Source organism: Brevundimonas sp. TWP2-1 (assembly GCF_049897645.1).
Lineage (GTDB): Bacteria > Pseudomonadota > Alphaproteobacteria > Caulobacterales > Caulobacteraceae > Brevundimonas.
In genome coordinates this window covers 1034650-1052223 of the sequence record NZ_JAFCWR010000002.1, presented here as the reverse complement: position 1 = coordinate 1052223, position 17574 = coordinate 1034650, and the positions used below count along the sequence as shown (strand labels likewise).

Here is a 17574-nt window from a genome sequence, read left to right as displayed (position 1 = left end):
CCGGTCGACGAAGGCTAGTTATGATGATCGCCGTGCTGCTGATTGGCTTGGCGGTGATATTCGGCTGGTTCACCCTGCGCGCCGGAAAGGTGAACAGCACCGACGCACGGATCGCCGCCCATGTGATCGCGGTCAGCAGCGAAGTTTCTGGGCGGGTCGTTGACCTCCAGGTCCGGGCGGGCCAGCGGGTCCGCGCCGGGCAGCTCCTGGCGAGCATCGATCCGGCTGATTCCCGCTTGGCGCTCGAACGGATCGATGCGGAGATCGCGCGCATCGAGGCCCAGCAGGCCCAGCTCAGGGCGCAACAGTCCGCGGTCGTCAGACGGGTCGGAGAGCAGATGGGCGTGTCGGCGGCCGGCGTTTCGGCGGCCCAGGCGGATGCTCTGGCCCGGCAGGCGGAAGTCGCGGCGGCGCGTAGCGCCTTCGATCGGTCCAAGACCCTGTTCGAGCGCGGGTTGGTCGCCCAGAGCCGATTTGACGAAGACCAGGCCCGTCTTCGCGCGGCCGAACAAAATGCTGCGCGCGCCCAGGCTCAGATCGCGGGGTCGCGGGCCCAGGTCGGCGTCACCCGCGAGGGTACGAGTGAGGTCGAGGTGCTGGAAGCGCAAGTCGCCGCGCTCGACGCTCAGAAGGAAGGGTTGCGGGCTCAGCGCGGTCAGCAGACCCTGGATCTCGGCCGTCGGGAAATTCGCGCCGCATTCGATGGCGTGATCGACCAGACCTTCATTGATCCGGGCGAGTTCGTCACCGCCGGCACACGACTGTTGATGTACCACAACCCGTCGGAGATCTGGATAGACGTCAACATCAAGGAGACCGATGTCCGCAAGATCACCGTGGGAGCCCCTGCGCGAGTGAAGATCGACGCCTATCCCGGCCAGGTGTTCGATGCTCGGGTTTCCGAGGTGGGCGGAGCCGCGACCAGTCAGTTCGCCCTTCTTCCAAACCCCAATCCCAGCGGGAATTTCACCAAGGTCACCCAGCGTATCCCGGTTCGCCTCGAGATCGTCCAGCAACACATCCCATTGCGCCCCGGCATGATGGTCGAGGCGACGATCGATGTCGTCGACTGACGCCTTTTTCGTTCGCTTCGGTCCCGGGTATCGCTGGCTGGCCACCCTGACGGCGATGGTGGCCGCCGTTGCGGTCGTGTTGTCCTCGACGATCGTCAATGTCGCCATACCCGCGATCATGGGCCAGTTCGGCATTGACTCCGTGCAGGCCCAATGGCTGTCGACCGGCTTCCTGGCGGCCATGACGGTGACCATGCTGATGACGGCCTGGTGCGAACGCGCGTTCGGACAGCGGTTTACGATGATCGGCGCTCTGGCGCTGTTCCTGTTTGGCTCTATCGTCGGTGGCGTCGCGCCGGACCAGACGGTGCTGGTCGTTTCCCGCATCCTCCAGGGTTTGGCCGCGGGGATCGTCCAGCCGCTGGCGATGGTGGTGATGTTCCAGGTCTTCCCGCCGCAGCAGCGAGGGGCGGCGATGGGCATTTTCGGCATCGGCGTGGTTCTGGCGCCAGCGCTCGGGCCGTGGGTCGGGGGCGTCCTGATGGACAATTTCGATTGGCGCTTCCTCTTCTATCTGGGCATCCCGTTCGGCGTGGTCGGCATCGTTCTCGCCAATCTGTTCCTGCCGACCAGGAATCCGGACCTCGAGCGGCAAAGGCTCGACTGGCCGGCGATCCTGTATCTTTCCGTGTTCCTCCTGTCGGTGCTTCAGGCGATTTCGAGTGGCCAGCGCCTGGGATGGAACTCCAACATCGTGATCGTTGAGATCGCTCTGGCCCTCGCAGCCGGTGGAGCCTTCCTCTGGCATGAACACCGGACCCCTCATCCGATGCTCGATTTGCGACTGTTCTCCAACGGGCCGTTCGCCGCAGCCTGTGTCGTCAGTTTCGTGCTGGGGGCGGGCCTGTTCGGCTCGACCTATCTACTGCCCATTTTCGTCCAGCAGATTCAGAACCTTACGGCGACGCAGGCCGGACTGCTTCTCATGCCGGCGGGGTTCGCGCTCGTTTTCGTGTTCCCCCTTGCCGGAAAACTCAGCGACGTGGCGCCCCCGGGCGTGCTCATCGGTCTTGGCATGGCCATCTTCGCCTACGCATCGTGGCTCCTCTCGCACGTCAATGTCGATACGGCCTTCTGGACGCTGGCGTGGTGGACGGTGATAAGCCGTGTCGGTCTGGGCTTCGTGTTTCCGTCGCTCAGCGCGGGTTCTCTGACGGTGCTTCCGCCACGACTTCTGAGCCAGGGTTCAGGGGCGATGAATTTTACGCGGCAGCTCGGCGGCGCACTCGGCACGGGGATTTTGGCGGTGATCGTGGAACGCCGCAGCGCCTTTCATGGTGATCTCATCGCCGCGACGCAGACGCCGGACAATGTCGCGACGACTGCCTATGTTCAGGGTGCCGTCCGGGCCATGAGCGAACTCGGCGTTGCGCCGATTGATCAGGCGGCGGCTTCCGGCTGGCTTCTAGGGCAGACCGTCGTCTATCAGGCGGCCGCAGCCGCCTATCGTGACGGTTTTCTGATCACAGCAATCGTTTTCGCCGGAGCACTCCTGCCGACCTTCATCCTGCACCGCGCTCTGCAATCGAACCGCAAGGCTTCCGCGGCGCCTCCGACCGCCATGGAAGCCGAAGGGGATATCGAGGCCGGTTTCGCGCTCGAACCGGTTCTGCCGGACGATGTAGGCCCGCAGCGCAAGAGGGGCGCCGCCTGACGGTTTCGGTCGGCCTTGGAAATATAGCCGCCCGATGGCGCTCTCGTCGTTCACCGTCGTTCTAGACACACCGCGGCTCAATGCGGTGAAGCGATGAATATCGGCGCGACGTCGGACGCCAGCGGCGTCTGCCGACGCATGATCCGTCACTATGAGAAAATCGGCTTCATGCCCCAACGTGACAACTGCCGGATCAAGGAGGCCGAGAGAGTCTGTGAGTTTGGTGAGCGCTGGGTGGTGAAGGCGCCGATGGCGGACAGCACCCGCGCTATGTGGCGTTCGATCTTCGAATGAGAGCGTCTGCCAGTCTGGACGAATCGGCTGCTGACGGAAATCACGCCGGATGACCTGCGCGCTTACTCTCGTAAGATCGTCGATCGCGGCGCTCCATGTCCGCGACATCCTCAAGCAGATCTACAGGTTTGCGATCTCGCACGGCGAGAAGTTCGCCAATCCCGCCGACGATGTCGGCCCCGCCTCGATCGCGACATTTGTTCCAGGGAGCTGGTCGCTGTCGCCGACGGAAATTCGCGTGATGTTTAAGCGGCTCCACCATGTGGCTACGCTGCCAACGATCCGGCTCCGATGGTGACGACCACCAAGTTGGAGCGCGGCTCGCTCTCGAACGAGTGGCCGGGGGCTCCCAACTTCCAGTTTCGCCTTGGTGCAGGGAGTTGGTTTCGGGCAACGGTGTAAGCCGCCCACCGCAGCGGGCAGATCAGCAGCACTGCCGCTGCCTCGCAGTGCGCGGCCCATAGGCCCTCGGCCTCAGCAACGAGGACCCAGGGCCACGCATCGGTGGCCATTCCGCCGAACGCCGGCATCTGCATGGCCAAGGCCGGTCGACGACCCACTGAGGCGATCTCAGCTGCCCCGTGTCGTTGAAAGGCGAAAAGTGGAGCGCCCAGACCACGCCTGCTGCTGCCAGAAGCAGCTGGGTCAAGCGCACAATAAGACTAAAGCCGCTGCCGATCGCGGCTAAGGCAAGGCAAGGCAGGGCAGGGCAGGGCAGGGCAGGAGAAGGTGACCTGTCGTTCCGCGGTCAACCCTCTAAGCAGTACGTCACTGCTGACCGCGCCTGCCACCGCTCCGACGAAGGACGGGAGGACTGACCGGCATACATGGCCCTCCCTCGGCGGCTCGCTGGCGTTCAAGACATTCAAAAGCTTGAGTTGACGAAGGCGGACGCGGAGCGTCAACTTGGTGCTCGGGTGTGTCCACGCCCTTGGCATGCGAGCGCGATCTCTTGGAGCGCCTGGGCCCTCGCGAGGTCGGCTGATCGACGGGATGGAAGATGAGTCGACACCGCGGAGCGATCGACCGGGACAAGCAGAACGCCATTCTTGAGGCGGCGATTGATGTTGCGGGTAGCGCGAGGCCGTCCCTGGCCGCGATCGCCAGCAGGGCCGGCGTATCGCGCCAGACCGTGTACAATCAGTTCGGTGGGGCGCAGGGCCTGAAGCTTGCGGTTCTCGACTCGTGCCGGGCGGCGCTTCTGGAACCGTTTGAGCAGGTCCCGGGCCAACCGGACACTCGAACCGCCTTGGCAGCCTATGCAGAATCCGCCTTGAGGCAAATGCGCACCGTTCGGTACCATCGTGCGCTTCGAGCCATGGAACGGGTTTTGCCTGAAGAGATCACTCGGGCGAATGCGATCTGCGCTGAAATCTCGCAAGAGTGCTCGTCGAGCCTCAGAGACTTTCTCGTGCGCGAGATGAAAGCAGGGCGCCTGAAATGCCCGGATCCGGACGAGGCCGCCGCCGAGTTCCGCGCCCTGACAGTGGCGGGGACCCAAGTGCGAATGCTCGCCGGATTGTTCGACGCCGCCGAGACTTGCGACGCGTCGAAAGAGGCCCGCACCGCGGCCGACCGATTTCTGGAACTGTATGGATGCGGACCAGAGGAAACAGCACCGCCTTCGGCCAGGCCCCCCAAACGACTGGCGGGTTGACACGAACCTAGCGCAGGGGGCGAACGCCTAGCGGCGCGGCGGGCGGACGGCAGCTTCTTTGCAAGCCGACGCCCTTGAGGAACGATCGGCGCACCAACCCCGCCTGAATTGATTGCTGAACCCGGCGGCTGTGCTGTTCCGCGCCGGACAGACGGCGGACCCAGCTGCGCATGGGAATGAAGTCCGTCACCGTGTCTCGAACGACGTCCAGCGCGGCGCCGGCGGCGATGTCTTCCGTTCGTTCGACGCTCTCCCGTTCAGGATCGTCAAGATCGGGTCCCAGCGCCTCGTCCAGGCGTGAGACCTCGGCCGATATCAGTCTGCACCCGCTGAGGCCTGCAAGCTCATAGGGATGGGCGACTGCTTCGGTCAGAACGGCGGGAATCGCGTCGCGGCGCACATTCAGATCTTCGAGCGGGGTCGCTGCGGCGTCGCCGACCCCCGCCTTGAACGTCTGTGTCCCCCTGTCAATGGACATGCCTGCATTGCATGCGGCCAGCGGGGCGACGAGCAGGAGGAGCGCTGTGTATTTTCGCAGCATGACGATCCTAAATCAGACGGCTTGAGCGGAAGAACGACGCAGCGCGGCCAAAGACCGCGCTGCGAATTGGAAGGACGCCCAAACGGGGGCATTGACGAAACTCTTTAGGGTACCCGGTCGTTCCATTTTGGCCTTTGTCTTGAAGGCGCTTTGTGGGAGTTTCCCTGTGTGGAAAATCACGATCCTGATGGCTTGCGCGATGCTGGCCGTCGCGGCCTGCGGACCACAAAGTGAGGATCCGGAACCGGTCGACGCTGTTGCGCTTGAGACGCCAATGGCGGCCAGCGGAGCCCCGGAGATCAACGACGTCAATACGCCTGAGGGATACCTTGTCGCCGCCTGCTATGACGACCTGTATCTTGTCGCAGCGGCAAGGGCGATCAAGGCCCGATCCGCGGACCCCGAGATGAAGGCTTTGGCCAACAGCCTGGAGGCGCAACATGTCCAGCTGCTGGCGACCCAGTCAAACCTGCTCGCGGATGTCGGCGGGACAGCGGCCCCCACCCGCCTCTCGGCCAGACATGCCGCCTATGTCGCCGATCTCGAAGCCGCCGCTCCGCAGGAGCGGGATCGCCTGTGGTTGGCGCAGCAGATCACCGTACTGCTCGACTCTTCTCTGCTGCATACCACCTTTTCTCTTCACACCGACGATCCACGCCTAAAGGCTCATGCCCAGGCCGCCAGCCTGTCGGCCCAGAACCATCTGGATGAAGTCCGCCGGCTCGGGGGTGACAAGCTGCCGCCCCTGGACTCCTGAAGACCTCAAAGATCGGGCGGAAAGGGCCCGACGCACGGTCCGGACGTCTCCATCTGTCATTGGTGTTTTGGTCGCCATAAAGCCGGTTAACCTTGGGCTGCGACTGTACCGCAACGGTCTTCCGGCACAGCGATTGTCTTTATCGGCGCCCGGGCCCCGATCTTGATTTTCCACGAGGCGCTTTAACCCCGTCGAAAGCGCGTGATGCCGGCGTGGAGCCGAAGCCGGGTTCGCGCTTGAGCAAGTCTTGCGGACGCGGACTGTCGGAGACTCCGTGACGCTCGGCATGCCGACGTCGTCGGTCGACCGTCGCTTTAAGCTGGGGTTTGTGCGCATTGCCTATCCACCAGGGTGCGAATAACCGCCGTGAAGCGCGACCCTCGCGTGCGAATTTCATCCATGGCTTCATGAGGCTGCAGAGCGTTGAGACGGGTCGCGAAACCGATCAGCAGGTCGAGAACCGCCAGAGAGAGGTCCTCGGCCATTTTCTCGGATAGGCCCGGCGTCCGCTGCGCCAGAAGCACCGAGAAAACATCGACGCTTTGGCGAACTGAAGCCGACACAGTTTCTCTGATGGTGCGGAAGGTCTCGTCTTCCGTGAGCAGAAAGCCCATGAGGGCGCTTCCTTCCGGCGAGACCAGGATCTCAAGGCAGCGGCGAACGAACTCTCCCAGCCAGTCCTCGGAGCGGGACGTCGTATTCGTCAGAGATGCCCGGACGTGGCTTCTCCAGCGCTCCAGAGCATCGCGGATCGCCGCTTCCACGAGCTGATCCTTGGAACTGTATCTTTGATAGATCGTGCGCTTGCTCATGCGCGCGTGGCGCGCGACCGCCTCGATTGTGGTTCTCGAATAACCTTGATCTACAAAGAGTCGCCAGGTGGTGGCCAGCAGATCGACGTCGATGATGTCGGCTTCTCGAAGGCTCGGACGACCAATTTTCGGATCACGCTCCGTCGGCTCGTCAAAATGTGAGAGATCAGAGGTCATTCGCACACTGTAGGGAACTCAACACGCACGGGCGAGTTCCTGCGGGGTAACGCTACGGCGTATTACCCTCATCGCTAGAAAGTACTTATGCAAAGAGTTCGTATCGCGCTGATCGCAGCCTGCGGCCTGGCCTTCAGTGCGTGTGCGACGGTGGATCGCGCGCCCGAGATGTCGCTCCACGAGTTGGAGCGGGGCCTCGTCGCGACCCAGGACCCCAGGATCGCACCGAGCGATCAAGGCCGGCTGGAGCGGATTGCAGAGGATTTTCGCAATCGGCTCGCCGGCAGTGACCGCCGCCGGTCGATTCTCGCCTTGTCTGGAGGGGGGGCAAACGGTGCCTATGGGGCCGGCATCGTGGCCGGGTGGACTCAGCACGGCGATCGCCCGGACTTCGATATCGTCACAGGCGTGAGCACAGGAGCCCTGGCAGCGCCCTACGCCTTCCTCGGTCCTGACTGGGACGATGAACTCGCGGCAGCCTATTCCGAAGGACAGACCGAGGGTCTCTTAAGCTGGCGCAGCTTCGCTGCTTTTCTGTCGCCAGGTCTCTTCAGTCCGCGAACGCTTGAAGCGCTTGTCGAAGAGCACGTAACGCCGGCTTTGCTGGCGCAAATCGCCCTGGAAAACAAAAAGGGGAGGAGGCTCTTTGTCGCCACGACGAACCTCGATTCCGGCGAGACGGTTATCTGGGACATGGGCCTTCTGGCCGAGGGCGGCGATGAAAACGCCCTGCGGTTGTTCCGTCAGGTGCTTCTCGCATCGGCCAGTATTCCGGGCGTCTTCCCCCCGGTCTTGATCGCCGGAGTGACCGAGGCCGGGACCGTTCGGCAGGAGATGCATGTCGATGGCGGGGTCAACACCCCGTTTCTCGGCGTTCCGGAAGGGATGATCCTGAGTGGCGAAGCCCTTCCCGGCTGGAGCGGCAGCGAACTCTACGTCATCATAAACGGAAAGCTCGGGCAGGACTATCGTCAGACCAAGGGCAGTCTGCCGTCCGTCTTCGTCCGGTCTTACCAGAGCATGACCCAGTCTCTTCTGCGAACTAGTCTTGCGGCCCAGGGCGCGTTCGCTCGCCGCAACGGAATGCGCGTGAACGTGGCGGCGATTCCGCCAGAGGTCGACGCTTCCGTGCTCGATTTCGACCAGGATTCGATGACGGCGCTCTTCGAGGAGGGCCGTCGTCGCGCAGCGGCCGGCGATGGCTGGGCGCCATTGAATGTCGGCCTGGTGGAGCCTCCCTCCCCACCGGGTGGCGGATCCGGCGGGCAACCCGGTCCTCAGAACCCCTGACGCCAACGAGACATTCGATGCCCTCTAGTAAAAATCTCCGTCCGCTGATCTCAGCGGCGGCCATCGGCCTGTCTTTTCAGTCCCTTGCCGGCGTCGCCAATGCCCAAGACGACGGTCGGCAGATCCGCGTCGCCGTCATGCAGCACGACGTCCTCCATCTGGGCGCGGGCGATCGCGAAAGCGGCCTCAACCTCGAAGTGGCGCTGTTGAGCCGGCCCATCGCGGCCCTGGCGACTGTCGGCCGTCCAAGGGTCTATGTGAGCGGCTCGGTGAACAGCGACGGCGACACGAATTTCGCGGCGGTCGGCCTGGCGTGGCGTCGCGACCTGTCCGAGCGGTTCAGCGGCGAGATCCAGTTCGGTTATGCGTTGCATGACGGGGTCGTGGACACGATCAATCCTGTCGAGGCGCAATCACGGCTTCTGCTGGGCTCACGGGATCTCTTCCGATCCGCCCTCAGCCTTGATTGGAAGGCCTCGGAAGACACGAGGATCGGTCTCCAGTGGGTCCATCTTTCGCACGGACAAATCCTGGGCGACGGGCGCAACCAGGGTATCGATACCGCAGGTCTGGTCATGACGTACCGATTTCCTTAGAGCGCGATCCCGGTCGGCTCGGCCCCCAAAGGAAAGAACCCCAGCCTGCTCAAGCCTCGGATGATCGTGCAGCAAGGCAGCGGCCGAAGAGTGCTGTCCCAAAGCGTGGGGCAATCCGGCGACTTCATAATGCAAGTCGCAGCGCCGGGCTCTGAACTTCCTGGGCTTCCTAGTCGGACGTTCTGGTAGCGACGATGCTAACCGGCCACATCGATTGAATAACGACCGTGGTGCCGAGCAACTGACGGCCTTCTTCAAGATTCCGGCCGCAGCGAACATGGCTTAAGTGTCTGGAGCCCTGTGCTCGTCTGTCATCGCCGGGAAGGACCGGCACGGTCATAGACCGTGCCGGCTTGGAAGGAAGGATGTCCACTTCTGAACGTCCTGAAAACGTCGCTGGTACCAAAGCGTTCCATTATTCGCTAGGCTTCGACCGTATATTACGAGCCTGGGCGCCTGATGGCCTCCAAATCCCCACGAGTTCACGCCGGATCGTCACTCAGATGACCGAGCTGTAGGCGAAATCGGGATTTGATCGCCGCGATAGTCGTCAAGCCGGTCTGCAGCCGCGGGTCCTGTAGCTAGGGAAGAGCGACCGAGAGCGGGTCAATCACAGACAGGCGCGACGCCCAAGCGAACCATCCCGCGGCTGACTGCTTCAGGGCAGGTCCGAGCGACAGGACCGGAGCCTAGGACTGTCCCCACGGGCGTGGATCTCGTCGACAAACTCATCAACGCCGGAAGGCGGACGTGGGAAGGTTTTGGTATCCGTGCGTTTGAAGCCATTATCCTTTCGCACAGCTGGCCAAGCCGAGGTCGTCGCGCGACACATCGCGTCTCTCCATTCCGACCAGCCTGCTGGACCCAGGGCGTGTCCACGACGTCGACGGGCGAGTGATGGATGGCCGGACCTCGGGAGGCCGCGAGGCGATGTGGTCCAACATCGCAGAGCGCGATGTGACGGCAAGGGGACTATTGAACGCCTTTGCCGAAACGGGCCTCAGTGCTGTAATGCTCGATCGTTTCTGTGGTGAGTTTGTGCGGGCCGCCCGTCATTTTCGAGCCGGCCTCATACTCTTATGCCCGTCAATCCCGAGCTAGGAAGTCTCTTCAGAACCGAACACTGTGCTGATCGGCAGGTCGTTGATCTTGGCTATCTCATCGACTTCGGACACCGACAGATCTGATAAAAATCCTTCCGGATCCCCCGCGGTGATCTCCATCAAGCGAGCGGCGAATTTGGGCTCGATCGCTGCAACCGCCGCCCAGCCATTTTTCAATGGGTGGATTCCGTAGCCCGGAAACGCACCCGATAAGGCTCCCCCGCTCCGGGTCAGGCCATAGCCGACCGGCGCTGCGAACGCGAGTGCGGCCTGCTTCAGGCCGACGGTGCGATGGCGACCCTGCGATCCACGTTCCCGACCGAGCAGCAGCGCCAACCCAGCGCGCGCCGCTTCCGCTGCCCCCCCGAGATCAGCGACAAGGGTAAGAGGCATCGACGGGGGAGCGACCAGGCCTGCGTCCATCTGGTAGGTCAGATCATGACCCGGCACTTCCGGCGCCCGGGTGTCGCCCACAATCTCGACCCAGCAAAGCCGGCTGTTGATCTCCATCAGCGACGGCGCTGTAATTCCCAGGCGCGACAGGGCAGAGGGTCTCTGGCTGGTGATGAGCAGGTCTGACTGCGCCAGTATGGTGCGGAGCGAGGCCATTTGTGACGGTTCACGCAAATCCAGGGCGTAGACCTCGACTCCCCTATGCAGGTCTTCGTACCAGGGAGGGCATGCAAGGTGAAGCAGATCGCCCGAAGGCGGTTCTATCTTCGTCGCAGTCACGCCGTCCGCGACGAGCATCGACAACGCGACCGGCCCGGGCAGATTCTGCGCCAGGGAGATGACGTTGAATCCTGCCAATGGGCGATGCCTGTCATAGGTCGAAGCCGGATTCATCGGGCTGGACTCCAAATCGTTATCGAAACCGCTGCGGTCGAAGACCGTCATCTCACCTTGACAGGCTGATCATGCCAGACAACATACTGTACGTCCAACATGTAACTTTTCCCAGGCACGTGACGCTTGGTATGCGGAGCGATGACGATGTCCAAGGACGCTAGGCCGATCTTCATGGCTCCGCCGGAGACCACTCCCCTGCTCAATCGCACCGTCTTCGGGTCGGAACACGACGACTACCGCCGGGGCGTGCGAAACTTTTTCGAGGCTGAGGTCTACCCGCACTGGGAAGCCTGGGAGGCTCAGGGGCATGTCGACCGAGACCTATGGAACAAGGCGGGTGCGGCCGGGATGCTGTGTGTGACGATGCCTGAGGCCTTCGGAGGGCTCGGCGCGGACCGCCTTTTCGCGACTATAGTTATGGAGGAGCAGGCGCGCGTGGGCGCCAGCGGGCCAGGCTTTTCGCTCCACTCCGAAATCGTCGCGCCGTACCTTATGCACTATGGCAGCCAGGCCCAAAAGGAGAGGTATCTGCCCAGAATGGCGTCTGGAGAGCTCATCGGCGCGATTGCCATGACCGAACCCGGAACGGGATCGGACCTCCAAAATATTCGGACCCGAGCCCGCGACGCCGGCGACCACTACGTCCTCAATGGATCAAAGATCTTCATCACCAACGGATTTCTCGCTGACCTCGTGATCGTCGTCGCCAAGACCGGAGAAACCGGCAAGGGGAGCGCGGACACCAGTTTGATGCTCGTGGAAGCGGGTACGCCTGGGTTCACCAAGGGAAAACCGCTCAAAAAGATGGGTATGCGAGCCCAGGACACGGCTGAACTTTTCTTCGAGGATGTCCGGGTTCCCAAGGAGAACCTGCTGGGCAGCGAAGGCGCCGGCTTCCTGATGCTGATGCAGCAACTCGCCTGGGAGCGCCTGATGATCGCAATCCAGGCGCAGGCGAGCGCAGAAGCCGCCTTCGACATCGCTCGCGACTATGTGAAGTCCCGTACCGCCTTTGGGCGTCCGGTCGCCGCCTTCCAGACCATGCGCCACCGAATGGCGGACATGCAGACCGAACTCGGCGTCGGCCGCACCTTCGTAGACGAATGTCTTAAGGCGGAGATCGCCGGGACCCTGACGCCGATGGCGGCTGCGGCGGCCAAGATGTGGGTGTCAGAGATGTGTAGCCGCGTCATAGACCAGTGTGTTCAGATGCATGGCGGTTACGGGTTCATGTGGGAGTATCCTGTGTCGCGGGCGTTCGTCGACAACCGCGCCCACCAGATCTACGGGGGCACCAATGACATCATGCGAGAGCTGATCTCCCGGGCACTCTAGTCTGGCCCGTGACCTTTGGTTCCTTGTGCAATCCAGCCGAAACGTGAGAGGCCATGACACATCTCGCACATGACGGTCGACCTCACCCCCGAACCCAGACCGAGCGATCCGCCGCGATGAAACGGCGGCTGATCGAGGCGACGCTCGAGACGCTTCACGAGCATGGCTATGGCGAACTAACGATCGGCCGGGTCGTGGCCGTGGCAGGGGTCTCGCGCGGGGCTCCCTTGCATCACTTCACATCGAAAGCCGCCCTGGTCGAGGCTGCGACGGCGTCTCTCGTCGCTGACGTGTCCCAGAAGATGCTTGAGATCTGGAAGCGAGTTCAGAGAGACCCTGATCCGATCAGGCAGTTTTCACTGGCGCTCTGGAAAGACATCTTCCTCGCGCGCGAAGGCGTTGTTTTGGCGGAACTCAGCCACGCCAGCCGCAGGGCTCCGGAACTCGCGGAAATCCTCACCCGTCTTTGGACAGGCTTCTATCGGATGGTGCAGGATTTTCATCCCGCTGATTCCGCCGGGTTTGGCGGCCCCGCCGGTGAGTTGTCTGTCGGTCGGACATTCATGTTGAGCCAATGGTTGATGCGAGGCATGCACGCTGACGTTCATTTGGGAGCGTCGAAAGCGTTGTTCGAAGCCTATTTGAACCAGTGGGTGAATGCCTTGGAACCCAAGGTTTCCCCCCTAGGGGATGGGCCAGGGGCGTGATCGAAACCGGCGATTCGAGGGGGTGGTGCAAAGTTCCGCCGGTTTCCAACGCCTGGGCTGATCCTGCGGCCGGTTCAGAAACGAAGCGAAACTCCGAACCAAAGATTGAGACTTCCGAATGAAAGAACCGGCCAGAGCAGCGTTCAGGACCACCGACGGTCTAGATTTGGCGGCCGACCGCTATGGTCGGCCCGGACGCGGATCGATCCTGATGGCGCACGGCGGGGGCCAGACCCGACATTCCTGGGCCAAGACGGCGACGGTGCTTGCGGATCGAGGTTGGCAAGTGGTGGCGCTCGATCTTCGCGGCCACGGCGACAGTGCTTGGTCGACGACGGGCAGCTACGCGATCGAGCGGTTCGCGGCCGACCTTGTGGAGGTTGCGAAGACGATGGGTGACCGTCCGGCCTTGATCGGGGCGTCGCTGGGCGGTCTCGCCGGACTGTACGCGGAGGCGGAACTCGCGCCTGGAAGTTTCAACTCGATCACATTGGTGGATATCGTTCCCGGCATGGACCTGGACGGAGCCGCCAGGGTGATCGAGTTCATGAGCGCCAATGTAACGGAAGGTTTCGGAAGCCTTGACGAAGCGGCCGACATTATTGCTGCCTATCTGCCCCACCGCCCGAGACCTTCAGATCAATCCGGGTTGGCCAAGAACCTCAGGAAGGGCGCCGACGGCCGATACCGCTGGCATTGGGATCCCGGCGTCGTCGCCGGTATGCAGAGCGGGAAGTCCTTGCATGACGCGGAGGCATTCCGGGCTCGGCTGCCTGGGTTGAAACTGCCGGTCCATCTTATCCGCGGTCGCCTCAGTGAGCTGGTATCCTTAGAAGCGGCGGAATCCTTCGTCGACCAGCTTCCGAACGCACAGTTCACCGATGTCGCCGGGGCTTCACACATGGTGGCGGGTGATCGCAACGACGCCTTTCTCAGTGCTGTGGTTGAATTCCTGGAGCGCATAGACCCTCAGTAATCCGACGCAAATGCCTGATGCCATGCTGGGGTTCGTCGTGCTGACGTCTCTCTCCACGATCAAACCGAGCGGGCGGCGTTTGTGACCGGGGACGCGCCGCAACGGCCCCTCCCCGCGCCTACAAGATATGCTCGCCTCGCACAGCATGCCGCGAACATAGGGACCGTAGAATTTGAGCGACGGGGTCCCCCTCTGCGTCGCCGACACCTGAGCCTTAACGGTCGAGCTGCCGGAGGGGCGACGGTCACCCATCCTTGCACCAGATCGCTGCGTCAGCGGGGGGCAGGTTCGGAATCCAAGTTCAGGGGCCGATCGAGCTCGCGCTGCGCGGGTCGCGCTTTCGAAGCTTATCGCTCTCTAGCTGCTTGTCCTATCATTTGACCTTAGCTGCCGACTCCAAAATAGATTGGTTAGACGAATTGACTGCTGGGGTGGCGATGGCAACCTAGAGCTGGAGGACGATTGGTTGGCGCAACCATCGAACATTTTCCTGAACGCGGAACACGAGTCGGCCGTTCGGACTGGCGTCAAGACGTACGCTCGTCTCACGACCGACGTCAGGCGCACCCTGAGATCGCTCCAGGACCACGGCTTGGCCCTAGCCGCCATCAAAGTCCTGGAGGCGGGCGTTGAGCTCAATACGTCGTTGAAATCCCAGGCCGGGCTGATCGAAAGCGATTCAAGCGCCGCCTCGCACGATCCTGGAGAACAGCCTGGTCTTCGACAGAAACTGATCCGCGCCCTGGCCGCAGATGCCGCACTGTTCAACGAAGTCGGCGGGCGCCTGTTGACCGCGGACGAGGATGAGCTGCTCGTAAACGCAATTGCTGAAACGCTGATCTGGTTGCTTGCTCGGGATTTGCCGTCCAGCCAGGCCGGAGGCTCTTGTCAGCGGATCATGGTTCATAACTGAGACGATCAACGATGAACAATCTCGACGATCTCGCGATCGTACGCATCCGGGGACGACCGCGGGCACCTGTTGCCCCGAAACAAAGCCCCTTCTCGAAGGGTCAGGCACGAGGCGGCTAGTTCCCACCCTCGCGGCCTCCCGCCATACGCAGGAGGTCGCCAACGCTAAGACCTTCCAGGTGAAACGCTCCGATGACCCGATCATGGACGATGACCCGGCCGCTCCTCCCGCGCACAGCAACGCAACTCAGAACGCGACCTCGGGCGAGACTTGACAGACGCACGCGAGCGGCACGGCCCGTCGGACTGTGCAGTTCTGGCGCATCGAAGTCCGAGAGCCTGACCTCGATCCAGGTCGCCGGATCGGTGCCGGGACCCACACACAGGCTGTCGCCGTCGCCGACATAGCGGACGACGCCGGAGAAGGTCTGTCCCGCGCGATCGGGCAGCCGACCTTAGCACGGATCGGCGTGTGCAAGCGCCGGGTACAGCAGCAGGGCTGAGGCGATCATAAGCCATTTCAACGGTCCAGCCATGCCGTCTCGCCACGGCGGCGACAACCCCGGCGGAGGGGAAAGGAAGGCCGGTGGCGGGCGCTCCGTGGTGGAGCGGCAAAGGACACCGCCATGACCCTGAATCCCAGCCCGGCTCGCGACCGTTGCGACGCTGCGCGCCCGACCCCGCCGAACCCGATGCTCGCTTGTGAGACCCTGGACGATCGCGCCCTGCTGAGCCTGATGCTGGGCCGGTCAGCCGACGATCCGGACCGCCTGGCGTGTGACCTGCTCACCCACTTCGGCAGTCTGGGCGCCGTTCTCGCAGCGGACCTGTCGGAACTAATTCGGACGGTTCATGCCGGGCCCGCCGTTTTCGGGGAGCTGAAGATTCTGCGCGAGCTGGCCGTCCGGCTGACCCGGATCGAGGCCGGTCGTCGGCCGGCCATCGCGTCCTGGACCGCTCTCCTGGCCTATGTTCGGACCGCCATGGCCCATCTCCCGAGAGAGCAGTTAGGTCTGTTCATCGTCGATCGCGTCTTCGATCGCGCCGAGCTCAGGCTCGGCGATCGACGCCCCCAGATCGTTCGTATCCGCCGTCTCCAGGGAGCCGCCCGATGACCGCTTTCCAGGATACCCCCCACGATCCCGACGATGTTGCTTCTTCGGCAGGGTCCGGCGTCGACCCTGAGGTCAGACCCGACCTGGCCAGCAAGGCCAAGGCGCCGCCGCCTGGCCTGTCAATGCGGGCGCGGCGTCCGCCGGTCACCCGGCTGCGCAAGTCTGTCGTCCAGACGATTGTGATCGGCGGCGTGATACTCGTCTCCGGCTCCCTGGCCTGGGCCTTCGTCGTCCAGCCGGAATTGCGCGACAGCGCCCGGCTCCGCGCCGTCGAAGGCCGGGAGGACCAGGCCCGGGGCTCCGTTCGGCCCTCCGAAGCGGTCACCGACCAGCCGGCGACCTATGACCGGCTGCCCGAGCCGCGCCATGGGGCCGAGCCCGAGACGGCTGAGCCGGGTGTCCCGCCGCCACCGCCCGCGCCGGCCCGGTATAGCGCCGGTTATGCGCCATCGCGGACGACCCGGGCGACCGGGCCCAGTCCGGGCGCACAGGCGGCGCGATCGGGCTTGTTCTTCGAGGGGTCGTCAACCGGGGCTGGTCCTGCCGCGCATGCCAGGGCGGGTCCAGCGACGGCCGGCGCTCGTGCGGACGCTGCGGACATCGGCGCCACCTATAATGGCCATACACTCACGGCACCGCTGTCACCCTATGAGCTGAAGGCTGGCGCGATAATTCCTGCGGTCCTGTTGACCGGGGTGGACACCGCGCGCGCCGGGCCGGTCGTCGCGACGGTCTCGCAGAATGTCTATGACACCGTCAGCGGCCGCCATCTCGTCCTGCCCCAGGGGACCCGGCTTATCGGCCGCCATGAGGGCGAGAGCGCCTATGGCGACCGACGCGCCTTCCTGACCTGGGACCGGCTGATCCTGCCCAACGGCAAAAGTCTCGTCCTCACCGGCGAGCCCGGTGTGGACGCGCAGGGCGCGGTCGGCGTGCGAGGCCAGGTCGATCGACGGCTGTTCCCGCTCCTGGTTGGCACCCTGTTCGCCGGGGCCATCACAACCCTGGGCCAGGTCGCCCGTGACGGCGAAGGCGAGGGATCGGGCGGCCTGCTCGGCGACGCTGGCGACGCCGCCGCGATCGAGGGCTCCCAGGTCGGGGGCCGGTTGGTGGACCGGGAGCTGGAGGTCCGGCCGTCGATCCGTCTACGCGCCGGCGCGCCGGTTCGCGTGATGATCACCCGCGACCTGATCCTGGAGCCGTACCGCCCATGACCTGGACACCTCTCGATACTGGAAATCGCTGGGCCGTGCTCGGCGTCACCACCTTCTTCCTGGCCGTGGGCGCCCTGATCGTCGATCAGACGCCGGCCCTGGCCCTCGTCAACGAGAGCCCCAGCGTCCCGCGTGGCCTCTATCTGCGACAGCCTGGCGGCGCGGCGGAGAGGGGGGCGATGGTTGCTCTGCCCCAACCCCCCATCGCCCGGCGTTATCTGGGCGCACTCGGGATGCCGGCGGAAGTGCTTCTGATCAAACGGGTCGCGGCCGTCGGTGGCGATCCCGTCTGCCGGCAGGGAACTGCGGTTCGAATGCCTGGCCGCGTGGCTCACGTTCTAGATCGTGATCGGCGCGGCGCGGCTCTGCCCGGCTGGACCGGCTGCCGTCGGCTCGCGCCGGACGAGCTCTTCTTGCTCGGCGACACGCCGGGAAGTTTCGACAGTCGCTATTTTGGCCCCGTCCGGACCCGAGACCTGGAGGGGGTGTTTCGGGAGACCTTGACATGGTGA

The 17574-nt window shown here is 63.7% G+C and carries 18 protein-coding genes; 15 read left to right on the top strand and 3 right to left on the bottom strand.

From position 1 onward, the window contains the following. Positions 1–23 precede the first annotated feature (23 nt). From ACP7BH_RS15560 to ACP7BH_RS15540, 5 genes are all read left to right on the top strand, one after another. The gene (locus ACP7BH_RS15560) at positions 24–1073 is read left to right on the top strand and encodes an HlyD family secretion protein (RefSeq protein ID WP_425986713.1); all 1050 of its coding nucleotides are present in this window, start codon (positions 24–26) and stop codon (positions 1071–1073) included. Next, entirely contained in the window at positions 1060–2727 is a 1668-nt protein-coding gene (locus ACP7BH_RS15555) for a DHA2 family efflux MFS transporter permease subunit (protein ID WP_425986711.1), read from the top strand. The genes ACP7BH_RS15560 and ACP7BH_RS15555 overlap by 14 nt, the downstream gene beginning before the upstream one ends. Positions 2728–2820: 93 nt before the next feature. Continuing rightward, positions 2821–3021 carry a hypothetical protein gene (locus ACP7BH_RS15550; protein ID WP_425986708.1) on the top strand — a complete coding sequence of 67 codons (201 nt, stop codon included), beginning with the start codon at positions 2821–2823 and terminating at the stop codon, positions 3019–3021. Between the two features lie 49 nt (positions 3022–3070). After that, the gene (locus ACP7BH_RS15545; protein WP_425986706.1) at positions 3071–3319 is read left to right on the top strand and encodes a hypothetical protein; all 249 of its coding nucleotides are present in this window, start codon (positions 3071–3073) and stop codon (positions 3317–3319) included. A 702-nt stretch (positions 3320–4021) separates the two neighbouring features. After that, positions 4022–4678: a TetR/AcrR family transcriptional regulator gene (locus tag ACP7BH_RS15540; RefSeq protein WP_425986704.1), complete on the top strand. Its 657-nt coding sequence runs from the start codon at positions 4022–4024 to the stop codon at positions 4676–4678. 7 nt (positions 4679–4685) lie between these two features. On the opposite strand, the gene ACP7BH_RS15535 is transcribed toward ACP7BH_RS15540, so the two are convergent. After that, positions 4686–5219 (bottom strand): hypothetical protein, encoded by a 534-nt coding sequence (locus tag ACP7BH_RS15535; protein ID WP_425986702.1) that lies wholly within the window; start codon positions 5217–5219, stop codon positions 4686–4688. A gap of 91 nt (positions 5220–5310) precedes the next feature. On the opposite strand from ACP7BH_RS15535, the gene ACP7BH_RS15530 reads away from it, so the two are divergent. Further along, entirely contained in the window at positions 5311–5976 is a 666-nt protein-coding gene (locus ACP7BH_RS15530) for a DUF4142 domain-containing protein (RefSeq protein ID WP_426043347.1), read from the top strand. 314 nt (positions 5977–6290) lie between these two features. Here ACP7BH_RS15530 and ACP7BH_RS15525 read toward each other — a convergent pair whose 3' ends face one another. Further along, the gene (locus ACP7BH_RS15525; protein WP_372691464.1) at positions 6291–6965 is read right to left on the bottom strand and encodes a TetR/AcrR family transcriptional regulator; all 675 of its coding nucleotides are present in this window, start codon (positions 6963–6965) and stop codon (positions 6291–6293) included. Positions 6966–7052: 87 nt separating this feature from the next. On the opposite strand from ACP7BH_RS15525, the gene ACP7BH_RS15520 reads away from it, so the two are divergent. Together ACP7BH_RS15520 and ACP7BH_RS15515 are read left to right on the top strand one after the other, a co-directional pair. Then, positions 7053–8255: a patatin-like phospholipase family protein gene (locus ACP7BH_RS15520; protein ID WP_425986698.1), complete on the top strand. Its 1203-nt coding sequence runs from the start codon at positions 7053–7055 to the stop codon at positions 8253–8255. Positions 8256–8272: 17 nt separating this feature from the next. After that, entirely contained in the window at positions 8273–8851 is a 579-nt protein-coding gene (locus ACP7BH_RS15515; protein ID WP_425986695.1) for a hypothetical protein, read from the top strand. Between the two features lie 1097 nt (positions 8852–9948). Here ACP7BH_RS15515 and ACP7BH_RS15510 read toward each other — a convergent pair. Beyond that, positions 9949–10851, bottom strand: a complete 903-nt coding sequence (locus ACP7BH_RS15510) for a CoA transferase (protein WP_425986693.1) — start codon at positions 10849–10851, stop codon at positions 9949–9951. Positions 10852–10947: 96 nt separating this feature from the next. On the opposite strand from ACP7BH_RS15510, the gene ACP7BH_RS15505 reads away from it, so the two are divergent. The 7 genes from ACP7BH_RS15505 to ACP7BH_RS15475 all read left to right on the top strand — a co-directional run bounded on the left by ACP7BH_RS15505 (position 10948) and on the right by ACP7BH_RS15475 (position 17574). Next, positions 10948–12138, top strand: coding sequence for an acyl-CoA dehydrogenase family protein (locus tag ACP7BH_RS15505; protein ID WP_425986691.1), 1191 nt, complete (start codon positions 10948–10950; stop codon positions 12136–12138). A gap of 116 nt (positions 12139–12254) precedes the next feature. After that, positions 12255–12845, top strand: coding sequence for a TetR/AcrR family transcriptional regulator (locus ACP7BH_RS15500; protein ID WP_425986689.1), 591 nt, complete (start codon positions 12255–12257; stop codon positions 12843–12845). Between the two features lie 118 nt (positions 12846–12963). Beyond that, on the top strand, positions 12964–13821 hold the full coding sequence (locus tag ACP7BH_RS15495; protein WP_040349824.1) for an alpha/beta fold hydrolase: 858 nt from the start codon (positions 12964–12966) through the stop codon (positions 13819–13821). A 592-nt stretch (positions 13822–14413) separates the two neighbouring features. Then, positions 14414–14734 carry a hypothetical protein gene (locus ACP7BH_RS15490; protein ID WP_425986687.1) on the top strand — a complete coding sequence of 107 codons (321 nt, stop codon included), beginning with the start codon at positions 14414–14416 and terminating at the stop codon, positions 14732–14734. A 625-nt stretch (positions 14735–15359) separates the two neighbouring features. Continuing rightward, entirely contained in the window at positions 15360–15848 is a 489-nt protein-coding gene (locus ACP7BH_RS15485) for a hypothetical protein (RefSeq protein ID WP_425986685.1), read from the top strand. Further along, a complete protein-coding gene (locus tag ACP7BH_RS15480; protein ID WP_425986683.1) occupies positions 15845–17062 on the top strand; it encodes a TrbI/VirB10 family protein in 1218 nt (405 codons plus the stop codon). Before ACP7BH_RS15485 ends, ACP7BH_RS15480 begins: the two co-directional genes overlap by 4 nt. Next, positions 17059–17574 (top strand): S26 family signal peptidase, encoded by a 516-nt coding sequence (locus ACP7BH_RS15475; RefSeq protein WP_425986681.1) that lies wholly within the window; start codon positions 17059–17061, stop codon positions 17572–17574. Before ACP7BH_RS15480 ends, ACP7BH_RS15475 begins: the two co-directional genes overlap by 4 nt.

What these genes read in the sequence shown, in the direction of transcription:
- ACP7BH_RS15560 (WP_425986713.1), top strand. Translation starts at nt 24, where the DNA reads ATGATCGCCGTGCTGCTGATTGGCTTGGCGGTGATATTCGGCTGGTTC.
- ACP7BH_RS15555 (WP_425986711.1), top strand. Translation starts at nt 1,060, where the DNA reads ATGTCGTCGACTGACGCCTTTTTCGTTCGCTTCGGTCCCGGGTATCGC.
- ACP7BH_RS15550 (WP_425986708.1), top strand. Translation starts at nt 2,821, where the DNA reads ATGAATATCGGCGCGACGTCGGACGCCAGCGGCGTCTGCCGACGCATG.
- ACP7BH_RS15545 (WP_425986706.1), top strand. Translation starts at nt 3,071, where the DNA reads ATGACCTGCGCGCTTACTCTCGTAAGATCGTCGATCGCGGCGCTCCAT.
- ACP7BH_RS15540 (WP_425986704.1), top strand. Translation starts at nt 4,022, where the DNA reads ATGAGTCGACACCGCGGAGCGATCGACCGGGACAAGCAGAACGCCATT.
- ACP7BH_RS15535 (WP_425986702.1), bottom strand. Translation starts at nt 5,219, where the DNA reads ATGCTGCGAAAATACACAGCGCTCCTCCTGCTCGTCGCCCCGCTGGCC.
- ACP7BH_RS15525 (WP_372691464.1), bottom strand. Translation starts at nt 6,965, where the DNA reads ATGACCTCTGATCTCTCACATTTTGACGAGCCGACGGAGCGTGATCCG.
- ACP7BH_RS15520 (WP_425986698.1), top strand. Translation starts at nt 7,053, where the DNA reads ATGCAAAGAGTTCGTATCGCGCTGATCGCAGCCTGCGGCCTGGCCTTC.
- ACP7BH_RS15515 (WP_425986695.1), top strand. Translation starts at nt 8,273, where the DNA reads ATGCCCTCTAGTAAAAATCTCCGTCCGCTGATCTCAGCGGCGGCCATC.
- ACP7BH_RS15510 (WP_425986693.1), bottom strand. Translation starts at nt 10,851, where the DNA reads ATGACGGTCTTCGACCGCAGCGGTTTCGATAACGATTTGGAGTCCAGC.
- ACP7BH_RS15505 (WP_425986691.1), top strand. Translation starts at nt 10,948, where the DNA reads ATGTCCAAGGACGCTAGGCCGATCTTCATGGCTCCGCCGGAGACCACT.
- ACP7BH_RS15500 (WP_425986689.1), top strand. Translation starts at nt 12,255, where the DNA reads ATGAAACGGCGGCTGATCGAGGCGACGCTCGAGACGCTTCACGAGCAT.
- ACP7BH_RS15495 (WP_040349824.1), top strand. Translation starts at nt 12,964, where the DNA reads ATGAAAGAACCGGCCAGAGCAGCGTTCAGGACCACCGACGGTCTAGAT.
- ACP7BH_RS15485 (WP_425986685.1), top strand. Translation starts at nt 15,360, where the DNA reads ATGACCCTGAATCCCAGCCCGGCTCGCGACCGTTGCGACGCTGCGCGC.
- ACP7BH_RS15480 (WP_425986683.1), top strand. Translation starts at nt 15,845, where the DNA reads ATGACCGCTTTCCAGGATACCCCCCACGATCCCGACGATGTTGCTTCT.
- ACP7BH_RS15475 (WP_425986681.1), top strand. Translation starts at nt 17,059, where the DNA reads ATGACCTGGACACCTCTCGATACTGGAAATCGCTGGGCCGTGCTCGGC.